Origin of the sequence: Methanopyrus kandleri AV19, from assembly GCF_000007185.1 — an archaeon.
Taxonomy (GTDB): Archaea; JAADCQ01; Methanopyri; order Methanopyrales; family Methanopyraceae; genus Methanopyrus; species Methanopyrus kandleri.
In genome coordinates, this window is record NC_003551.1 from 554,367 (window position 1) to 573,917 (window position 19,551).

The following is a 19,551-nucleotide window of genomic DNA, read 5'->3' on the forward strand; positions in this document are numbered from 1 at the left end:
CCCCAGTTGTTCGGCGACAGTCGTTTGGTTCTGGCGTTGCTCGTGATCCTGGTGGGTGCGACGATAGCCAACGCGGGGAACCTGATGTACCCGCTCTTAAGCAGAGACTCGCGCGCTCACGTGCTCAAGATATGGTACACATACCACATGCTTGCCGACGGTCGATGGGACCCGTGGTGCCCGATGTGGTACTCGGGATTCCCGTACCTCACGTATTACGGTTCCTTGGGGTACCTACTCGGCGCCGCCGTGGACGCGATAGTCAAGGATCCGGTACGGACGTTCGTCGTCTGCCTGATCGTCGCCTCCGCGTTGATCGGAGTGGGAGTCTACGCGCTCGTGCGGGCTCGAGGGTACGCCCGGAAGGTAGCCGTGATCTGCGCGCTTCTGGGCCTCACCTCCGGAGGGTTCATGAAAGCGCTGAACTGGGAGGGCGTGTACCCGACGATTCTATCCCTGGGGTTCGGGTTCCTGGCTCTTTCCTGCTACGAGCGGTGGTTGCGGGGTGAGAAGCGTCACCTGGCCTACGCGACGTTACTCCTGGTGCCCGCCTGCTACTCCCATCCGCTCGGCGGTCTACTTTCCGGAGGGTTGATTCTGACCCGTGGGATCGCCGAAGCCGTGCTTCGGGAGAAGCTTCGGACCCCCAGGTTCCTGTTGCAATCCACGGCACCCGTTGCCATCGGGATCGCGATCGCGTTCTCGCACTACGCGGCGGCGATCTACTACAAGAGGTTCCTATCGGAGCTGTGGTTATATCCACCAGGTTCCGTGGCGGGAGTTCTGAAAGACCTGACCGTGGGGGGTAAGTGGTCTACCGGACTGCTCGTAACGGTGACCGGCATCGTGGGCGTCGCTTACGAGATTCGACGTCGTACCGGGTTCGGTTTGTTCGTGTTGTTCTGGGGTATGGTCTCGATCGTGGTGACCTTCGCCTTCGTTCTCGGGTACTGGAAGTACCTCCCTCTCGGCAAGAACATGCTCGCGGAGCGTTACACGACTGTCCTCATGCCGATGCTGCTCGCAGTGACGGCGGCCCCCGTCGTTCGTCAGCTGCTCCGGTCGGTAAAAGCGGCTTGGGCGGCACCCCTCGGAGTGGCAGGGTTGCTTCTCTCCGGTAGCGTCGGAGCCCTGACGTACGTTCCTCCCGAGCCCCCACACGTCACGTCATCGGCCATGAAGTTATGGAAGTGGATGGGGGACAGCTGGCCGGACGACTCGTATACTGCCCGTTGTGATGCCGACCCTTACACGCATCTTTTCGACGCGAGCGTTCCGATTTCACCGATATACTCCGGGCACCCGACGATCATGGGGTGGTTCTCCCAAGGAGACCCGATGTTCTTCTCCCTGGCCGCCCGCTGGGAGTGGGAGCTCGGTTGGGTGTACGATCCCAACACCCTCAAAACCTCGCTCTGGGCGACCAACACCCGATACCTGCTGACGAAATCCTCGCTGCTGTCGAAGAAGTTGTCCCAGGAGCCGGGTTTCGTGTTACGGAAGAAGGCCGGTGACTACCGTGTGTTCGAGTTCTTAGGCCATGGTGGCTCCGCGTGCGTCGTCCCACATCCTATCGCGGTAGTGGATCGTCGCTTGGGCCTCAGGACCGAGAACGCGTACTACACCACGCTCCTCAACTTCGTCGCGACTCCCGGCAACCGGTACGTGTTCGTCGACGCCACGTTCTGCGACGCGAGGAAGTTCGACAGAGTGATCGTGAGACCTCTGACGCCGGGTGACGTGGACCGGGCGGTGAAGCTGGCTCGGGAGGGTCGTAAGGTACTGCTCATCCTACCGGTCTCCGACACACGAGTTGCCCGTGCCGTTGAACGTCTCGGTGTCAGGGTGAGTCCGGCCAGTCCGCCTTCCTTCGTTCCCCTCCGGAAGTACCTACCGTCCGCGTACCGAGTGGACGGCAGATGGTGGAAGGACGTGCGCGTCGGTCACGGGCTCGTCCGTGTGTGCGGTGTGGACGTGGTATACTTCACCATGCGGTTCCACAGGCTCATCAAGGAGGTGCAAACCGAAGGATACCGCATGCCCAGGCTACCGACGGATGAGGAGCGGAAGTTCGTCAACGGGGTCTTGCGAGGGTTCGATTCCGGGAAACCCACTCAAGTTCACCTGGAGTACCGCGGCGACCCTGCTGTGATGCGGGTATGTGGTAACGGGTGGGTGTACCTGAAGGTCAAGTACTTCCCCGCGTGGCGGTCCTCCGACGGTCCCGTCTACCCTGCTTCATGTGGACAGATGCTGGTGCGAGCCCACGGAGACACCGTACTGAGGTACGAGTTACCACAGTCCCTGTCCTACGGCTCTTACGCCGCGGCCGTACTGGGTACCCTGGCGCTCGGGGCGATGCTACTATGGATGTAATCAGAGCCATACTGGTCACACTGGCGCTGCTGTACGGGGTTGGATGGACGTCGACCGTGGTGAACTGGACGATCCCGCACGAGATGGTCCGGATGAGTGCGGGGATCTACCAGTCGACGGGGGCCACCACACAGCTGACGTTGAACCCGTACCGGGGAAGGGCGACCCTGGCGGTGGCCTACGACCCCGCCGTTCTGGTGAAGTTAGGCGACCGTGGGAAACCGGTGCGCCTATCACCGAGCTCGCTGCGTGTCGGTAGGGTCAAGGTGAAGTCGTACGGCGACGCGGTCGTGATCCACGGTCCGTGTTCCGTCCGTCCCTACATATCCGCACACGGTGTCCGGTACTCCTTCGACATCATCGATACACCCGGGTTCTCGGTCTACTTCAACAGATCCGGTTACTTGGTGCTCGTCAGCCACGGTAAGACGACGAAGATACGCGTCCTTCCGCTGATACCACTGATCTGAGGGGTCTCAATCGTGCCTGAGCTCCCCTACGTCGCCGTCCCCAAACATATGGCGGAACGCGCTAGGAGGGTACTGTCTCGAGAGGATCTTCTCGCCAAGGACGTCAAAGCGCGACGAGAAGAGGACATGGTGCTTTTTCCCGTACGCGATGCCGGACGTGCGGGCAGTGTGCTCGAAGAACTCGGGATACCCTACGAAGCGGGTGAAGCCGAGTTCGAACGGACAGTCGAACACCGGAGCGTAGAGGAGGTCCTCGAAGACAGCTTCGGATGGTCCGTGCCCGTACCTTACGACGTGATCGGCGACGTGGCCGTGGTTCAAATACCCGACGAGCTGCGTGGGCACGAACGCGAAGTCGGCCGGGCGATCATGAAAGTTCACCGACGGGTGAGGGCGGTCTTCGAGCGCGGTCCCGTCCGGGGAGTCTTCCGCGTTCGGGACCTCCGCCGCATAGCCGGGAAGGGCCCCGCGGTGACCGAACATCGAGAGCACAGGTGCAGGTTCCGGGTCGATCTGGCGCGGTGTTACTTCAACCCTAGGCTGGCCACCGAGCGCCGGTTGCTCGCCGAGGACGTCGTGGAGGAAGGATCCACGGTACTCGACCTTTTCGCCGGCGTGGGTCCCATCACGGTGATCCTGAAGCGGTTCGTCCCGAGCGTAGAGGTGACCGCCTGCGAACTGAACCCAGTCGCGTACAGGTACCTCCTGGAGAACCTCCGGCTGAACAGGGTCGAGGCGAGGGCCTTCCTGGGCGATGCACGCGAGGTGTCGCGGCTGGTGGGGCGGTTCGACTACGTGATCATGAACGTACCCAAGATGGCGCACCGGTTCGTCGAAACCGCGGTACGGTGTGTACGGCCCGAGGGTAGGCTGATCTACTACCGGATAGCTCCGAACGCCGAGGAAGCGTTCGAGGAGCTCCGTAGGAAGGCCGATAGACCGGTGGAACTCGAGTCTCACCGGGAGGTGAAGCCGTACTCCCCGGAGGAGTCGCTTTACCGGCTCGTGGTCCGCGTTCACTGATTCAGACGCTTTCTCAGCTCGTGGAGTAGGATCGCTACGGCGCCTACCTCACCCACGTTACGCTCCGTACCCACGTACACGGCCTCGTCACCGAGCTCGAGCTCCTGTTTCGTCAATCCCGGTCTGGCGCTGCCGAAGACGAAGCAGACCTCCCTCTCCTGCTCGATCTCTTCGACCACGGCGTCGAAGTCCAGCGGCTTCGCCCCACCGTGCTCGGCATCCTCGGCCATGTACGTCACGTCCGGGGAGAGCGCCTTCAGGGCCTCCTCCAGGTCCTGAAAGAACAGGAGCTCGACTCCGGCCTCCAGGCAGATCCTCTGCGCCTTGGGCACCCCTTCCTGGGCCGCGCTACCGAGTGCTCTGCTGATGACGAACCGCTTCGCCCCGAAACCGGCCACGGTCCTGGCCATCTCCTCCACCTTCCTGGGGCTGTGCACGTTGTGGTACACAACGGTCACGGGAATCACATGGAAACCCCCAAATAATAATACTCAAACGGGTCGTCGGGGGCGGTCCCGTGAAGAAGGTGGTAGCCCTGGGCATAGTCATCGTGGCGGTCCTCGGCGGTGCGCTCGGATATTACTATTACACGACGACGTCCAACGTGGTCCGGATCGGTTACCAACCCAGCGACCACTCCGCGGCCCTCTTCGTGGCCATGGCCAAGAAGATGTTCGAGAAGGAAGGGATCAAGGTGGAGACGTACGAGTTCAAGGCCGGACCGCCGGAGACGCAGGCGCTGGCGGCGGGTAAGATCGACGTCGCCTACATCGGGTGCGTCCCGGCGATCACGGCGTACTCCAAGGGTGTGCCGATCAAGATCGTCGCGGGAGTGAACCAGGAGGGTTCCGCGATCGTGGTGCGTAAGGACGAGGCCGGCAAGATCAAGGACATCAAGGACCTGAAGGGCAAGCGGGTCGCGGAGCTCATGAAGGGATCCATCCAGGATTGTATGCTGAGAACCGCGCTGAAGCGGGCGGGCCTGGACCCCGATAAGGACGTGGACATCGTCGAGATGAAGACGGCCGACGCCGTGAACGCGCTCGGGGCGAAGCAGATCGACGCGTTCATCGAGCCCGAGCCGGGTCCGACGATGGCCGTCAAGAAAGGGTTCGGCGTCCGGCTAATGGACACCGGTAAGATCTGGTCCCACCACCAGTGCTGCGTGCTCGTGATGCGGAAGGACTTCATCGAGCGCCACCCGAACCTCGCCAAGAAGGTGCTCAAGGTCCACGTGATGGCCACGAAGTACGTGCAGGAGCACCCCGACGAGGCCGCCAAGATCACGGCGAAGCAGCTAAAAGTACCCGAGGAGGTAGAGAAGGAGGCGATGCGACACGTTCGCTACTCCGTGGATCTGGACGTGGACAGCATCAAGATGTTCGCCAGGTTCCTCAAACAGCTCGGTTACATCAAGGAACTGCCGGACTGGTCCGACTTCATCGACCTGAAACTGCTCAAGGAGGTGGCCGGTTAGTGATACGGAACGGCGACGAGCGACTCGAGACCCTGCTGAAGGTATCGGCGCCGGTCGCCGTGCTCGCGATCTGGCAGGCCGTGAGCGGACTCGGCCTGATCAACCCGGTCCTCCTTCCCCCTCCCTCCCAGGTCTTCTCGGTGTTCGTCGAGATGCCCGGGGAGATACTGAAACACGCGCTGACCAGCCTCTACCGGGTGGCGGTCGGGTACTCGATCGCGGCGGTCGCGGGAGTCTCGCTGGGCGTCCTGATGGGAACGTACCGTACGGCCCACGCCGCGATGGACCTCCTGATCGAGATCATCCGTCCGATACCGCCGATAGCGTGGATACCGCTGGCCATCGTGTGGTTCGGGATCGGCGACCCGTCCGCGTTCTTCATCATCTTCGTGGGCTCGTTCTTCCCGATACTGATCAACACGATCTCCGGTATCAGGAGTGTCGACCGAATCTACGTCGAGGCGGCCCTCAACCTGGGCGCCGACGACACCGCGTTGATCCGGCACGTACTGGTGCCCGGGGCACTGCCCAACATCTTCACCGGTCTGCGGGTGGGACTGGGAGTCGGCTGGATGTGCGTCGTGGCGGCCGAGATGATCGCGGCGAAGTCCGGACTCGGATACATGATCATCGAGGCGCAGCGTATCCTGGCGACCGACCAGGTCATCGCGGGCATGATCACGATCGGGCTCCTGGGCCTCGTGATGGACCGTGGGTTCAGATACCTCGAGAGGAGGGCGCTCGTATGGCGGTGATCCTGAAGGTGGAGGACCTGCACAAGAGCTACGACGACCTGAAGGTGCTGGACGGCATCACGTTCGAGGTCTCGGAAGGTGAGTTCTTCGCGATCGTAGGCCCCAGCGGGTGCGGTAAGACGACGCTCCTCAAGATAATCGCCGGACTGGAGGACTACGACGCGGGCAGGGTCCTGGTGGACGGCGAGGAGGTTCGGGAGCCCGGACCCGACCGCGCCCTGGTCTTCCAAGAGTATGCTATCTTCCCGTGGAAGACCGTGCTGGAGAACGTCATGTTCGCCCCGCTGATGCAGGGCAAGGACCCGGAGGAGGCCGAGCGCATCGCCCGGGAGTGCCTCAAGGTCGTCCCGGGACTCGAGGGGTTCGAGGACGCCTACCCCAAGCAACTCTCCGGCGGTATGAAGCAGCGCGTCGCCATCGCCAGGGCGCTGGCGGCCGAGCCCAGGATCCTGCTCATGGACGAGCCGTTCGCCGCCGTGGACGCCCAGACGCGCAACAAGATGCAGGAGGAGCTCCTGAAAATATGGGAGAGAACGGGGCAGACCATCCTCCTGGTGACGCATAACGTCGAGGAGGCGGTGTTCCTGGCCGACCGCGTGATGGTACTCTCACCCAGGCCCGCCGAGATAGTCGATATAGTCGAGATCGACCTACCACGACCAAGGGACAGGACCGACCCCGAGTTCGTCGAGCTGCGGGCCCGAATACTCGACATGATCGGAAGCCGATGATGACAAGAGGGTTAGCCGAACCGTGACGAGCGTTTGCCGGTCCGAGGCCCTCAGGTTCTGGAAACGACTGGGCTGTACCTCGCTCACGTTCAACGCCCCGATGTCGGGCCACACGGGACCCGAGCTGGCGCCCGAGCTGGAGCGCCACGGCGTAGGGATGGTGATACTCGGCGGTTACCCCGGCGACGACGCCACTTACCGGGCCTCGAAGCTGGTGGCACGCCGACGGGACGAGTTCGCGGTGCCGCCCGACCGCTTACCGGAGGAGCTGTCACGCGTCGACGTGGAGATACCGGTGGCCGTGAACGTGAGGTTCGCGGACCCCCGTGAGGCCGGGGAACTCTCCGGTGAACTGGCGGACCTCGTGGACGTCGTCGAGATCAACGCCCACTGTCGACAACCCGAGATCGTCCGAGCCGGCGCGGGCGAGGCGCTGCTCGAGGACCGGACACGGCTGATCGAGATCGTCGAAGCCGTGGCGGAGCACGACGTGTACGTCTCCGTGAAGCTCCGCGGACCGCACCCCGCGTTCGAAGACGCGCTGGAAGCCCTGCGGGACTCGTCGGTGGACGTCCTACACGTGGACGCCATGAAACCTGGCGAACCGACGTACGAGCTGGAGTACGTCCGGGCGGCGGCTCGGGTCGGGGTTCCGGTTATCGGGAACAACTCGGTCCGCACGCCCGAGGACGTCGACCGCATGTTCGAGGCCGGTGCATCCGCGGTGTCCGTGGGTCGACCGATCCTCGAGGGAGACTGGGACGTCCTCGAACGGCTCGTCCGGTACACCGTACTGAGGAAAAGTAGCGAAGGGGCAGGACTTGCCCGCACGTGAGGACCGGCCGTTGGCCCCGGCTCATAAGAGCCACCGATTCAGGGCACTGTCCGACCGGTCTCAGGGTGGCGGTGCACCCGATTACCCCCTACCTCTCCCGAGCTCCCCATGGGAGCTGCGGTTCATCGGTTCGGGGTTATGGGTGGCTTGTGATTCGAGGGCAAGACAGTGGTACAGTTCGAACCCGTTAAGTACTCCAGCTCCGGTTCGGGAGGGTCATCGGTGGCCCTCGTTAGCAGGTTATAGGCCCTCACGATGTCAGCATTCATAGTTTTTCCACACTTTGAGCAGATCACTAGCCCTCCGTTCCGTTTGCATTTACTTCTGCACATCGGACATGTTACCGAAGTGTACGCAGGACTAGCCTCAATGACCTCTATACCGTACTCTTCACATTTCCGTTTGATCTCCCTTATAATTCGCTTGTAGGCCCAGTATGCTAGCTCCCCATGCAGCTTTTGGCGTAAGCCTTTAAGATCCTCAATAACTAATAGCGTTACCTCACGACTGAGCAAGATCTGAACTAGTTTGCTCACCAAATGCCGGATCGCGTCCATGATCGCCCGGTGAGCTTTAACGTAATACTGTTTCAGACGGTGAGAGAAATTAGCCCCATTTTTGTTGAGTCGCCGCTGTTCTTTCGGGGCCTTGATTTTTCTCCAGTATGACCACCGAGACCATGCGTCACCCCATCGTACCAGAACCGGTTTCTTCCCATCTGAGAAATAAACAGCGGCGAATATGCGGCGGCCGATGTCAACAGCTGCGGCGTTCTCACAGTTATTTCCAGTCCGAGGTATAGGTCGAACCCGACCATTTGGAGTTAGCCGAGAGACGAGCCAGCTTTCGCCCTTATTCACCTTCATATTCAAAGTAAGGTAATGAGCGTTATCTGCCCAACTATAGACGATCTCGCTACGCCCGAAGAACTCCTTGCCGTCGTCTCCGTTTAGGATAATCTTATCCGCTCTTTTGGGTTCTTTCACTCGGTTCGGGTGCCAGGGAAACCATCCCACGAACTCGAGCCTGACACCACGGCCGCGACCACGCTTAAATCCGACGTTGGGGAGGTTGTCGACGACATCGCCAAGTCCTAAGATTTCAATAACGCCACGATGTTCCAATGGATCGTACTCGAACCGTCGGATCTGGGAAGCTAGGAATACGAATCGCGGTTCCCTACCGAGCGGACCTTTCCAGTATCGTGGAGGTTGACAGATCGTTCTACGTTTGTTCGACTTTACCTCTTTGATTTGTTTGAAATAAGATCGCCAAGCTTCAGTGTTCTTTTCCCCAATTGCGACTACTGTTTGAGTACCTAAAATTGGCCCATATTCTCTATAAATTCTCCTGAATGTAAGTTCTGACCTAGAAACGGCGACAGCATCCAACTTGCCTTTGAAGAAAAATCGACGGCGAAGGTAGTTTAACTCGTTATACACGGCGGTACATCTGTCACTGAGGAAAATCAGGTCTCTGCGGTACCCCTCAGGGCCGACAATTTTGAGGGTGATCGAGCGGTATCTATAGTCGGACCTAAGTGGCACGGATAGTACCCCTTGACGTGAGCAGGTTCTTGGTCGCAGCGTCTGAACCAACAATCAATATAAATCTCCCTATGATGGCCTGAAATGGGCGCGGGGGCGCCCGAGCCTGGTCGAAGGGGGCGGACTTAAGATCCGCTGGCCGTAGGGCCGTCCCGGGTTCAAATCCCGGCCCCCGCACCAAGCGAGAATCGTTATGAGAATAATAACGATTACTCGGACTGAAGCGACGCTCCCCGCGGCGACAGTTCACGTACGTCGGAGGTGATGTCGAGCTCGCGGGCGGTTTCCCAGGGCCCCTCTGGGGGGGGCACCCGAGGAGCGTCGGGGGAACGCGGTACCGTGGTGGGACGCGGTCGTTCCTTGGTATCCGTCCTGCGCACCCTGCTGAGGATCCCCGCGGTGCGACGATCTCTGGTCGTACTGTCGTCAATCCTCCTGACGTCCACGGTCATCTTTCACTTCCTGGAGGGATGGCCGCTGCTGACCTGCCTGTACTTCACCGCGGCCACGATAACGACCGTGGGGTACGGCGACGTCGTCCCCACCACGGAGGCGGGTCGCCTGCTTTCCGTCATCGTCATGTTCTCCGGGATCGGCGTGGCCTCGTACGCCTTGGGAGACATCATCCAGCTCGTCTTCCGAGGGGAGCTCTCCTTGGCGATCAAGGAGGACGTCCTCCGGAAGAGGATAAAGGAGGTCGAGAACCACATCATCGTGTGCGGGTTCGGCAGGACGGGTAGCCGCGTCGCCAGGTTACTCTCGGAACGGTACAAGTTCGACGTCGTGGTGGTGGATAAAGACGAGGAGGCCTACGAGCGGGCCGTATACCAAGGGTTTCCCGCGGTTCTGGGCGACGCGACGAGAGAAGACACGCTGCAGGAGGCCAACGTCGAGAGCGCCCGCGGTATGGTGGTGGCGACGGGTGACGACCGCACCAACGTCTTCGTGACGCTGCTCGCGAAGAACTTCAGGCGGGACCTCCACGTCGTCGCGGTAGCCAACAGCCGGGAAGGTGCCAAGATGATGGAGCGTGCCGGGGCCGACGAGGTGCTCTTCCTGTACGACTGCGCGTCCCGGCACATAGTACGGGCTGCCCTCTCCCCTACGATGTTCCGGGTGACGGTGCGGCACTCCGTGGACGAGATCTCGGACGTCATGTGGATCATAATCGGCAACGGCGGTGTGGTGCAGTGCGTGGAGTACTACACCCCGCCCTTGAAATCCCCGATCCGTAGGGACGTCGTGATAAGCTCCATGGACGAGGTGATGAGGTTCGTCAAGAGCCTGGAGAAGTACCCCGAAAGGAAGCGAACTCTGGAGGACCTCTACAGGGTCTCCGAGAACGTCCACACTTACTACGTGATCGTCCACAACGAGGAGGAGCGCGAGCGCATCCTCCGTGAGCTCGACCGACGCGGCTACCTCGTCGGCGTCGACCTCACCATCGACGAGATCCTCCAAGAGATCGAGCGGCTCCGAGGCGAGTGACTCCCGCGTCCACTACCAGGCGGCCGGCACCCCGTTACCACCGGAGTTCGCCGGTCAGGCACTCATCGTCACGGTACCACCCTCCTCGGACCCCTTTTCCTTGTAATCGCCTCCGATCGACGCTCAAGCCACCAATCCTCTCCTGCTTCTGGAATGTACTGAAAGTCCGGAATACTTTTATTGTCTCGCACGATTACAAAAGAATGGTCGCGAACCCGTCCGGGGTGGCGAGAGTGTCCTGGCAGGGCGCCCCGTTACCGGCCGATCCGGTGGAACGCATTCGGTGCTTGCGTATCCTTCGAGAAACGTACCGGCGTAGGGCCAAGCCGAAGCCGCGGAAGACGTACCGGAAGATCGCGGGGAGGACGTACGGCCCGTACTACGTCGCGTACTTCGGGCGGACGAGGCGGCACCGCAGGGTCCGGCTGATCTACCTGGGGAAGTCGAACCCGAGCGTGGATTTCGTCGAGTGGCTGGCCGGACAGTCGAGGGAGCGCGTGCTCGAGCTCGCCCGGCTCGCCGTCCGGCACCTCCGTACAGCGCTCGAGACGTTGTCCCACGAGGCTCGCGATGCCGGGGATGTACGTCGACTGGTCGCCCGAATCCTGGCACTCGCCTTCGACCTCGAGCCCGCGCGCTCGACCGGGCTCCGGGGTCCGCTCGAGCGCGCCCCGAGGTTCGTGAGGACCGTACTCGGACCCTGGGAGGCCTGGTTCGCGGAGAACGTCCTACGTAAACTCCTCTCCTAGCGATAGTACGGGGTGGTGGGCGCCGAGCGACGTCCAGCCCGAGCTCGGGCGCTGAAGGACTGAGATTGAGTACGGGCGGTAGCGCGGTTCCCCCGATTCGACGACCACGGAGGTGCGCACCTCGCCCTGCGTCGTGTTCGGCCCGTTGGGCCTCGCGCCGCCCGCTCGAGCACGGAAAAGTTATTAGTGGCTAGCCTCGCGATTAATTGTTGGAGAAGCCGGGGCGGCCGAGCCCGGTCCAAGGCGCGGGACTTGAGATCCCGTGGCCCGTATGGGCCGCCCGGGTTCAAATCCCGGCCCCGGCGCCAAACCCGGAATCGTTATGAATACTGTAACGTTATTCCGACCGGGCCCGTGGGTTCCTGACTATCCTCACACCCTCACCCTCCGTCACCCTTCCGATCGTCGTTAGACCGAACTCCTTAACCACGTCCTCCGGGCCGCAGATCAGGAACTCGTAGTCCTCTCCCCCTTCGAGCGCGAGGTCCACCGGGTCCACGTCGAACTCCTGCGCGACTTCCTCCACGCCTTCGTCCACCGGTACCTTCCACGTGTGGATCTCGATCGCCACCCCGGATCGTCTCGCGATCGCTTCCGCCTCCGCCAGCAGCCCATCGCTGATGTCCGTGACGGCGGCGCGATAGCCACCCCGCGCGAGCTCCACACCCACCTCCACCGGTGGTCTCGGTCGTGCGAACCGCTCGTACAACGTTTCCTCTGGTTCCATACCGTTGAGTATGGCCCGCACGAACGCGTTGGGACCGCCCAACGGTCCCGTGACGGCCACCACGTCACCAGGGCGGGCGTTCGACATCAACAGCGGTTCGCCCTTCAGCTTCCCCAGGCACGTACCCGAGAGGACGAGCTCCTCCCCTTCCACGACATCTCCGCCTATCAGGGACACTCCGAACTCCCGCAGTCCTTCGGATATCCCGAGGACGAGCTGCTCGACGTCCACCTCGTCGTCGAGGCACACGGAGAACCCGAAAAAGCTCGGTTCTCCGCCCATAGCGCCGACGTCGCTCACCACCGAAGCCACGAACTTCCAGCCCAGGTCCCGGTCCCTGAGCTCCTTCGGTACGTGCCTGGATCGGGTCATAGCGTCGAAGTTGACGACGGTTCCGTCCGGGAGGACAGCAGCGTCGTCATCCCCTGCTTTGACTCGTGGTCCCTCGGTGGGACACGCCTCCACGATGAGTTCGATCAGTTCTTCCTCCTCCTTCGGCCGCCACGTCCGGGGTGACGGTCTCTTGAAACCGGAGCTCAAGCGCGTCCCCCGCGAAGAGCTCGAGTCGATCGCGAACGAGATGGCTAGGAAGTTCAACTGCGAACGTGTAGCCTCCGTCGTGAGATCTTTCCACCTCATCAAGCTCGAGGGTAGGTGGACAGAGTACTTCGTCGTGAACCGGGTTGATTTCGACCCGGCCGATTTGCCCGAGCGCGCGGATCCGTTCTTAGTCGGTCGACCCTTCTGCGAGAGGTCGGCCCGGGGCGACCTCCGAATTCACGTCGAAGGTGCGCGCGAACTCGCGCGCCGCGTCGATGAAATAAAGACTTACGTGACGGAACGGGCGGCGGTGCTGTTCACCTACGGTCGAGACGTGCTCCCCGAGAGTATCGTCGAAATCCGGGGTCCGAAGGAGCCCAGACTGGTCGCGGTGGTGTATCGTGACGATCTGGGGGAGCATTGCGTCGGGGTGGGTCGCCTTCGGTTCTCCGAAGATGGTCGTCCCGTGGTGGATAACGTGATCGATCGTGGCTGGTATCTCCGGAGGGGAGGTTGAGATGCTGGCCATCAGCATGGACGTGGAGAACGTTCCGGGTGCTCTTAAAGCGATCGCCGGCGTCATCGCGGACCACGGCGGCAACATAGTCCACATCCAGCAGGACTCCGAGGGTGAGCTGGCCCGTCTGTACATGGAGATCGAAGGCGTGGAGCGGCCCAAAGTACTCGTCTCCGAGCTGAGATCACTGGACGTCGTCCGAGAGGTCCGCGTGCTGAGGCCTTTAAAGGAGATATACGGTAAGCGCGTGATCGTGATGGGAGGGGGCGCCCAGGTCGCCGAAGTCGCCCGGGGCGCGATCACCGAGGCGGACCGTCATAACATCCGCGGTGAACGCATCAGCGTGGATACTATTCCGCTAGTCGGTGAGGAGAACCTGGCGGAAGCCGTTCGGGCCGTAGCCCGCCTGCCCAGGGTAGGAATCCTAGTTCTCGCGGGGTCTTTGATGGGAGGGAAGATCGCGGAGGCCGTTCAAGAGCTCCGCGAGGAACACGGGATACCTGTGATATCCCTGAACATGGCCGGGAGCGTTCCCGAGGTCGCGGACCTCGTGGTGACGGACCCCGTTCAGGCTGGCGTTATGGCCGTCATGGCTATCTCTGACGCCGGAGTCTTCGACCTTTCCAGGGTTCGAGGTAGGAAGTTCTGATGGGGGTGCTTCCATGCTCCTCGAGAAGTCCTTGGAGGAGGCACCTGTGGTGAACCGTAACGGGTACTGGTACTTCATTCACCCTATTACGGACGGTGTCCCGGAGCTCCCGCCCGAGTTACTCCGTGAAGTCGCGTACAGGATCGTCCGCGCCTTAGACAGCACGGACTTCGATAAGATCGTGTGTGTAGAGGCCATGGGGATCCACCTGGGAGCCCTCCTATCAGACATGCTGGATCGTCCGTTGGTCATAGTCAGGAAACGGGAGTACGGGTTGGACGGCGAGGTGGAGATTACCCAGGAGAAAGGGTACGGTGTGGAGAAGCTGTACCTGAACGGCGTGTCCGAAGGGGACAGAGTCGTGGTCGTGGACGACGTGATCAGCACGGGTGGGACCCTCGTCGGGTTGATCAACGCCCTCGACGACGTCGGGGCCGAGATCGAGGACGTGGTGGTCGTGGTGGCCAGGGGAGGCCTCGATAGGGTCAGGGAGGAAACCGGGGTCGACGTCAAGTACTTGGTCCGAGTGGAGGTGTCGGAGGATGGTGTGAGCGTCGTCGAGTCGCGCTATCGCTGATCTTTGAGAACGCGGATCCACTCCCCTTCCGCCTCCCTGGAGCTTCCGACGATCGCTATCAGTTCCCCCGAGTTCCTCTCCCGCTCGAGCTTTCCGGAGACCTCGATCACCTCACCCTCGAACGCCTGACCCACGTAGGTGTGCGTGTAACTCCTCACCTCGGTCACTTCGTACCCTTCCTCGGTGTCCGATTCCACCGCTTCGACCCTCCATCGCGCGGGATAGTCGAACGCCAACGAATCGTCGAGGACCTCGCAGACCAGTCGGACGTTCTCTTCGACGGTCTCGAACTCTTCCCACCGGACGTCGGAGAGTTCCGATTCGTCGCGTACGAGCAGCACGTCACACACTCGATCACCGATGACCACCCTGTTCCCCTTACGCAGCTCGTGCCGTAGGAACTCCTCGAAGTCCAGCTCGGGGGATCTCCTCCGATAGACGCGCTCCCATTGATCGTAGTCCAGCGCCCTCAGAAGATCTCGACCCTCGCCGGTCTCCTGAATCCGTAGGATCGCATCACGTACCGCGAGGAACTCCTGAACACCGTAGACGACCAAATCCAGGTCCGATTCGGCCGGATCGTGGAGCTCGGGGAGTAGCGATCCCGTGACTCCGAACCGGGACTCCGGTACCCCGGAGTCCTCGGCGAGTTCCAGCACGGCCCTCGCGGCCATCTCTTCCAGGTCGTCCCTGGGCTCCTCCAAGATCCTCTCCATACGATCCCTCGGGTGTAAGTGCTCCACTACGTCCTCCGGTGGCACCACCTGATCGTAGAAGTCCCCTCGGACCTTCCTGACATACTCCGGATGTCGCTCCCTGAGGATCTCGAACGATTCCTCGAAACTCACTTTACGGTACCTCTCACCAGTGGGTCGACGAATCCTGTCGCCTTCTGGATCCTTCACGTACCGCATCAGCGCCAGGAAACCGTCCTCCGGATGGACGTAGGATATCACCGAGAACACGGCATCCTCCGTCACGAGGAAGTCGCGCAGCATCGGGTACAAGGGGGCCACCCCGCTGATCGAGGAGCGTGTTGAAGGCGCGGAGCTGCGAGTGGTCAGGTTGGAACCCGGCGAACGGTTCCCGGAGAGCGTGGACACGAGCAGATGGCGGAACTCCGTCGTGGTTTCCGGTAAGGGGAGCGTCCGCGCGCTCCGGTGGAGGTTGGGGGACACTCCAGTCTTCGAGACCCGCGGGAAGTTCGAGCTGATCTCACTGGAAGGCCTGCTGTTCGACGACGGTTCCTATCACCTGCACGCGTCGGTATCGGACGAGAACGGGCACACGCTATCGGGGCACGTCAAGGGGTTCGAGGTTTACACCACCGTGGAGTTGGTGCTGCTCCGGTTGAACGCACGCCTCGAGCGTGGACGTGACCCTCACACCGGGTACAGGGAACTTACCCGCGTTATTCCGTCAGCACGCGACACCCGCGCTCGGTGACCACTACCGTATGCTCCCACTGGGCCACCGGTTCCCCGTTCACCTCGACGAGCTCGGGGTAAGCCTTCACGGCTCCCAGCTTACTAAGTCTCAGCAGTTCGAACTTCACCCTCGGAGCCTTCCCCACCCAACGTCGGGCGAAAGGCAGTGACTTCCGGTCCTCGTAGATCCGGTGCAGGTTCAGGCGGGATCGTTGATTAGGGTTCCGCACTGAGAAAATCTCGACGGTCGAGCCGGGTTTCACGTCTCCCTCTCCGTCCTCAGTGGTTACGAACGGTTCGACTGCCAGTACCATTCCCTCCTCGAGCTTGTCTTCGTACCCTGGTAGGTCGTCGTTGGGGATCGAAACGCCGGCGTGTAGGTTCCACGGTTCGATCTGATGTCCTGTGAGTCCGATAACCGGCTTGAAACCGCGATCTCGACACACCTCACCGATGGCCCTCCCGACCTCGCGACACTCGACGCCCGGTCGGATCGTCTCTATGGCCGCTTCGAGGGCCTCGCGGGCGGCCTCCGCCAATCGCTCCCCTAAGTCGTTGTCGAAGGACAGCGTGATCGCCGCGTCCCCGATGGCGCCGTTAACGTGAGCGCCTATGTCGACCTTCAGGATGTCCCCGGGCGATACCTCGACCTCGTCGTCCGGGCTCGGCGTGTAATGAGCAGCCACCTCGTTCAGCGATAGGTTTACCGGAAACGCCGGTTCTGCCCCTTGATCCCTCACGCACTCCTCGAGGTATTCGGCTATTTCCAGCAGTCGGTCTCCGATGTCGATCTCCCGGGCAGCCCTACGGAGGACCCTTTTGACCACCTTTCCGGCTTCCTGGAACTCATCGTCCACGTCCGGTCCCCCGGGGGAGACGCTCCGTGGAAACGGTTAGAATATCCGTGCTGGACGTAGTGCGACGCATCGCGGACGTCGCGGCCCTAAGCGTTTTCGAGGTGATCAGGGACGGCCCCCTCGACGTACTCGGATGCACGGTGTTCAACATCGAGCTCGCGCGACGACTAGTAAACAAAGGCTTGGACGTCCGGCTGGTCTCTTCAGAAGTGGGCGGTCCGAAGGGCTTGCCCGTGGTCGAGGAGCCCGCGTCCGATACGCTGCTGGTGACAGAACCGCTGACGTTTTACTCCGAATACCACCTGCTTCGGTCTCACGCTCTCGTTCTCATGTTCAGGTACGGGAACCCTGGATTCAAAGAGTGCTTGCGGGGTCTGGATTGTACGATGTTGCTACCCGAGATCGAGGGGCGACCTCTACCGGATCTTCACACGGCGTTCGTGGCGGTGCTTCAGGAGGCTGTGACATCTGCCTCTGAGGGACATCACGTCGTAGGGCTCCGCGTCTCCGACACTTCGGATTACTTCATACCTAACTCAGATCCGGCGGAGGTGAAGCGACGCGATGACGCGATCGTGGTGAGGGCCATACCTCCCTACCGGCTGAGGGAAGGTAGGGTTTGGGAAGCCGTAGCTCGGGCGGTCGATCAGGTACGATTCAGGAGGGTGTCCCGGTGCTTCCAAAAGTAGGCACCCACCCCTCCGAGACAAACCGCGGGGACCAACAGATGGAAAAGATCGCCCAGCAGATCCCGCCCGGCGAGACATGCTAAGAATACCACGGCGAGTGCTAAACCATCCCCTTCCCCGGGACATATCACGTGAGTTGCGGCTAGGAACACGGCGGCTACGATGCACACCCACGCGGGGTAAGAGTACGCCGCGGGTGCTAGGGATACCAAAAACACGACACGTAGCCACCGTTTACTACGGAGGTTCAACGGGAACTTCTTCACCCCTCCTCTTCAGCTCCTCGAAGAGTTCTTCCAACAGCTTCCCCAGCCGCTGTCCCAAACCCTCCGCCTTCGGTAGCTCCGAGCTGATAGCCCTGGCGATAACGTACGCTAGCAGGAATACGGCACACTTATGTTGTAGTTTCGTTTTATGTAGATGGCCCGGTTTCACATTGAACTCATCGTATAGCTTTACGTCGTCCTCCCTAGTTTTCCCCTCCATCTTTAGATACTCCAAAACATAGTAAAGAACCGAGTGGAGGAGGAAGAGTTCGTCCTTTTTCATCGGGGGTGCACCCCGTTAAATGTACCCTCGTTTATCCTCTTGGTGGTAGTATGAATCGGTCGTATCGCCCTGAATAACGCGCTGTTGCGCGGCCGGTGAGGAGAGCGAGCATGTAGCTACATCTCGTCTCAGGCCTTCCTCGAGTGAGCCGTACTCCTCTATGATCTGATCTTCGACGGGTTTCGCCTTCTTGATGGCGGCCCGAACGTGCTTGGGTTCAATGTACTTCGCGCCCTCCATCACCGCGAGGTCTCCCGCCAACCTCACGACCCCAGACAGGTCACGGAGCCGCAGAGTGAGGGCGTCTCTCTCACCATCTATCACTCTGGCGCGTCGTCGCGCCTCCTTCACGATCTCTTCGACGGCCTCTCGGGTGGCGTGTGGGATCCGTCCATCCCGCTCCACTTCTTGGGCGACGAACTGTGCCAACTTGGCCCGGTTCTCTTCGGTATCCGGCATCGTGGTTTTCATTAGGACTTCGTATCCTTCACCTTGGATACGCGATCGTAGCGGTGATAAGATCATTGGAAGGTCCTGGATGTTGCACGCCCCTACGAGGATGAAATCGCACGGGACGCCCTCCACGCGTACCGCCGCGCCTGATGACTGCGGGTTCTTACCGGTGATCGGGTACTCCTTTTCCTGCATCGCCGTGAGCAGGTGTTGCTGAAGGGGACCCAACTGTGCGAGTTCGTCGATGAACAGGACGCCTTCATGGGCCTCGTGTACGGCCCCCGGGATCACGCGCTTGTACGGGGGCTCACCCAGCTGCTCGTCGCCTCCCCAGGGACAGTGTTTCACGTCGCCCAACAGCTCCGTTTCGCTCGCACCCGTAGCTTGGACGAACGGTTTCCTATCGAGAGGCACCAGTACTTTCTTCTCCTCTCCCTCGGAGTCGGGCTTGACGACCCGGATTCTGTCGCCCACGCGTTCGTAAATCACCGCCACTTGGCGGCTCGTAGCTCGGTCGTATTGGGTGGCCCGGTAGGTACGAGCGGAATACTTCTGCGCTCCACACCTAGGACAGTATCGACAGTCCGGATCGCTGTACTCCCCACAACTCGGGCATCGGAATCCGAGCTGTTCAGCGACCGGCTCAGGGACCTCCTCGGGCGACAGTAGTGTGTCCGAGTCTTCCTTCTCGACCTCGTCTCGCGTGCGGACCTTCACGATGGGACGTTCCGGGTTGGCGGGGTTGTGATACACCTCGATCTGCTCACGGGGTTTGGGCAGCAGTTCGGCAATTCCCTGAGCGATCATGCTTTTACCAACGCCCGGCGGACCGACGAGGAGGAGATGCCTACGCTGCTTTGCGGCGAGCTTGGCGTACTCCACGGCGTGGTCTTGGCCTATCACCATGTCCAGTGGGTTGTCAGGAATCTTGATGTCGGCCGTCGTCTCGATATCGTCCAGGGTGAAGTCCTTCTTCACGGGATCGATAAGATCTTTTTCATCACGCTCATTCTCGGAACTCTTCTTATCTTTGCTAGAGTCTTTTTTCCGAAGCAATTTATCTAGCAAGCCCGAGGAAAGCACGTTGTGCGGCATATGAAACCACCTCAGACTCG

Annotated in this window: 21 protein-coding genes and 2 tRNA genes; 16 read left to right on the forward strand and 7 right to left on the reverse strand. The window is 61.1% G+C overall.

Going from position 1 to position 19,551, the window contains the following annotated elements; all coding sequences use genetic code 11:
- Nucleotides 1-6 precede the first annotated feature (6 nt).
- Genes MK_RS03175 through MK_RS03185 form a run of 3 tightly spaced genes read left to right on the forward strand, consistent with a single transcriptional unit; the run spans nt 7 to nt 3,869 of the window.
- Nucleotides 7-2,376 (forward strand): 6-pyruvoyl-tetrahydropterin synthase-related protein, encoded by a 2,370-nt coding sequence (locus tag MK_RS03175; RefSeq protein ID WP_011018967.1) that lies wholly within the window; start codon nt 7-9, stop codon nt 2,374-2,376.
- A complete protein-coding gene (locus tag MK_RS03180; protein ID WP_011018968.1) occupies nt 2,367-2,846 on the forward strand; it encodes a hypothetical protein in 480 nt (159 codons plus the stop codon). Before MK_RS03175 ends, MK_RS03180 begins: the two co-directional genes overlap by 10 nt.
- Before the next feature lie 12 nt (nt 2,847-2,858).
- Nucleotides 2,859-3,869 carry a class I SAM-dependent methyltransferase gene (locus MK_RS03185; protein WP_011018969.1) on the forward strand — a complete coding sequence of 337 codons (1,011 nt, stop codon included), beginning with the start codon at nt 2,859-2,861 and terminating at the stop codon, nt 3,867-3,869.
- On the opposite strand, the gene MK_RS03190 is transcribed toward MK_RS03185, so the two are convergent.
- Complete coding sequence (locus tag MK_RS03190; protein ID WP_011018970.1) at nt 3,863-4,336, reverse strand: RecB-family nuclease; 474 nt, start codon at nt 4,334-4,336, stop codon at nt 3,863-3,865. The two genes, MK_RS03185 and MK_RS03190, sit on opposite strands and share 7 nt — an antisense overlap.
- Nucleotides 4,337-4,386: 50 nt before the next feature.
- On the opposite strand from MK_RS03190, the gene MK_RS03195 reads away from it, so the two are divergent.
- Genes MK_RS03195 through MK_RS03210 form a run of 4 tightly spaced genes read left to right on the forward strand, consistent with a single transcriptional unit; the run spans nt 4,387 to nt 7,667 of the window.
- Complete coding sequence (locus MK_RS03195) at nt 4,387-5,346, forward strand: aliphatic sulfonate ABC transporter substrate-binding protein (protein ID WP_011018971.1); 960 nt, start codon at nt 4,387-4,389, stop codon at nt 5,344-5,346.
- Nucleotides 5,346-6,101, forward strand: coding sequence for an ABC transporter permease (locus tag MK_RS03200; RefSeq protein ID WP_011018972.1), 756 nt, complete (start codon nt 5,346-5,348; stop codon nt 6,099-6,101). Before MK_RS03195 ends, MK_RS03200 begins: the two co-directional genes overlap by 1 nt.
- Complete coding sequence (locus MK_RS03205) at nt 6,092-6,832, forward strand: ABC transporter ATP-binding protein (RefSeq protein ID WP_011018973.1); 741 nt, start codon at nt 6,092-6,094, stop codon at nt 6,830-6,832. The genes MK_RS03200 and MK_RS03205 overlap by 10 nt, the downstream gene beginning before the upstream one ends.
- 22 nt (nt 6,833-6,854) lie before the next feature.
- Nucleotides 6,855-7,667, forward strand: coding sequence for a hypothetical protein (locus MK_RS03210; RefSeq protein WP_148679548.1), 813 nt, complete (start codon nt 6,855-6,857; stop codon nt 7,665-7,667).
- Between the two features lie 122 nt (nt 7,668-7,789).
- Here MK_RS03210 and MK_RS03215 read toward each other — a convergent pair whose 3' ends face one another.
- On the reverse strand, nt 7,790-9,214 hold the full coding sequence (locus tag MK_RS03215) for an RNA-guided endonuclease InsQ/TnpB family protein (RefSeq protein WP_011018975.1): 1,425 nt from the start codon (nt 9,212-9,214) through the stop codon (nt 7,790-7,792).
- A gap of 90 nt (nt 9,215-9,304) precedes the next feature.
- On the opposite strand from MK_RS03215, the gene MK_RS03220 reads away from it, so the two are divergent.
- The 4 genes from MK_RS03220 (at nt 9,305) to MK_RS03235 (ending at nt 11,759) form a co-directional block, all read left to right on the forward strand.
- Nucleotides 9,305-9,394: transfer RNA gene (locus MK_RS03220), tRNA-Leu, on the forward strand.
- A gap of 180 nt (nt 9,395-9,574) precedes the next feature.
- A complete protein-coding gene (locus MK_RS03225; protein WP_011018976.1) occupies nt 9,575-10,702 on the forward strand; it encodes an NAD-binding protein in 1,128 nt (375 codons plus the stop codon).
- A gap of 233 nt (nt 10,703-10,935) precedes the next feature.
- Complete coding sequence (locus tag MK_RS03230; protein WP_158295906.1) at nt 10,936-11,451, forward strand: DUF1678 family protein; 516 nt, start codon at nt 10,936-10,938, stop codon at nt 11,449-11,451.
- Nucleotides 11,452-11,668: 217 nt separating this feature from the next.
- Nucleotides 11,669-11,759, forward strand: a tRNA-Ser gene (locus tag MK_RS03235).
- Between the two features lie 29 nt (nt 11,760-11,788).
- On the opposite strand, the gene thiL is transcribed toward MK_RS03235, so the two are convergent.
- Nucleotides 11,789-12,718: a thiamine-phosphate kinase gene (gene thiL / locus MK_RS03240; protein ID WP_011018977.1), complete on the reverse strand. Its 930-nt coding sequence runs from the start codon at nt 12,716-12,718 to the stop codon at nt 11,789-11,791.
- Between thiL and MK_RS03245 the strand changes: the two genes are divergently transcribed.
- Genes MK_RS03245 through hpt form a run of 3 tightly spaced genes read left to right on the forward strand, consistent with a single transcriptional unit; the run spans nt 12,702 to nt 14,461 of the window.
- Nucleotides 12,702-13,235: a PUA domain-containing protein gene (locus MK_RS03245; RefSeq protein ID WP_011018978.1), complete on the forward strand. Its 534-nt coding sequence runs from the start codon at nt 12,702-12,704 to the stop codon at nt 13,233-13,235. The two genes, thiL and MK_RS03245, sit on opposite strands and share 17 nt — an antisense overlap.
- 1 nt (nt 13,236) lies before the next feature.
- The gene (locus tag MK_RS03250; protein WP_011018979.1) at nt 13,237-13,884 is read left to right on the forward strand and encodes a DUF5612 domain-containing protein; all 648 of its coding nucleotides are present in this window, start codon (nt 13,237-13,239) and stop codon (nt 13,882-13,884) included.
- Nucleotides 13,885-13,897: 13 nt separating this feature from the next.
- Nucleotides 13,898-14,461, forward strand: coding sequence for a hypoxanthine/guanine phosphoribosyltransferase (gene hpt / locus MK_RS03255; protein ID WP_011018980.1), 564 nt, complete (start codon nt 13,898-13,900; stop codon nt 14,459-14,461).
- Here hpt and MK_RS03260 read toward each other — a convergent pair.
- The gene (locus tag MK_RS03260; RefSeq protein WP_011018981.1) at nt 14,452-15,468 is read right to left on the reverse strand and encodes a hypothetical protein; all 1,017 of its coding nucleotides are present in this window, start codon (nt 15,466-15,468) and stop codon (nt 14,452-14,454) included. The genes hpt and MK_RS03260 overlap by 10 nt on opposite strands.
- A gap of 49 nt (nt 15,469-15,517) precedes the next feature.
- Here MK_RS03260 and MK_RS03265 point away from each other — a divergent pair, with 49 nt between their 5' ends.
- Nucleotides 15,518-15,907 carry a PPC domain-containing DNA-binding protein gene (locus tag MK_RS03265; RefSeq protein ID WP_158295907.1) on the forward strand — a complete coding sequence of 130 codons (390 nt, stop codon included), beginning with the start codon at nt 15,518-15,520 and terminating at the stop codon, nt 15,905-15,907.
- Here the strand turns inward: MK_RS03265 and map are convergent.
- A complete protein-coding gene (map, locus tag MK_RS03270; protein WP_011018983.1) occupies nt 15,873-16,745 on the reverse strand; it encodes a type II methionyl aminopeptidase in 873 nt (290 codons plus the stop codon). The two genes, MK_RS03265 and map, sit on opposite strands and share 35 nt — an antisense overlap.
- Nucleotides 16,746-16,771: 26 nt before the next feature.
- Here map and MK_RS03275 point away from each other — a divergent pair, with 26 nt between their 5' ends.
- On the forward strand, nt 16,772-17,434 hold the full coding sequence (locus tag MK_RS03275) for a hypothetical protein (RefSeq protein WP_011018984.1): 663 nt from the start codon (nt 16,772-16,774) through the stop codon (nt 17,432-17,434).
- 237 nt (nt 17,435-17,671) lie between these two features.
- On the opposite strand, the gene MK_RS03280 is transcribed toward MK_RS03275, so the two are convergent.
- Nucleotides 17,672-17,983: a UPF0058 family protein gene (locus MK_RS03280; RefSeq protein ID WP_011018985.1), complete on the reverse strand. Its 312-nt coding sequence runs from the start codon at nt 17,981-17,983 to the stop codon at nt 17,672-17,674.
- A 15-nt stretch (nt 17,984-17,998) separates the two neighbouring features.
- Entirely contained in the window at nt 17,999-19,531 is a 1,533-nt protein-coding gene (locus MK_RS03285) for a Lon protease family protein (RefSeq protein ID WP_148679554.1), read from the reverse strand.
- Between the last annotated feature and the right edge of the window lie 20 nt (nt 19,532-19,551).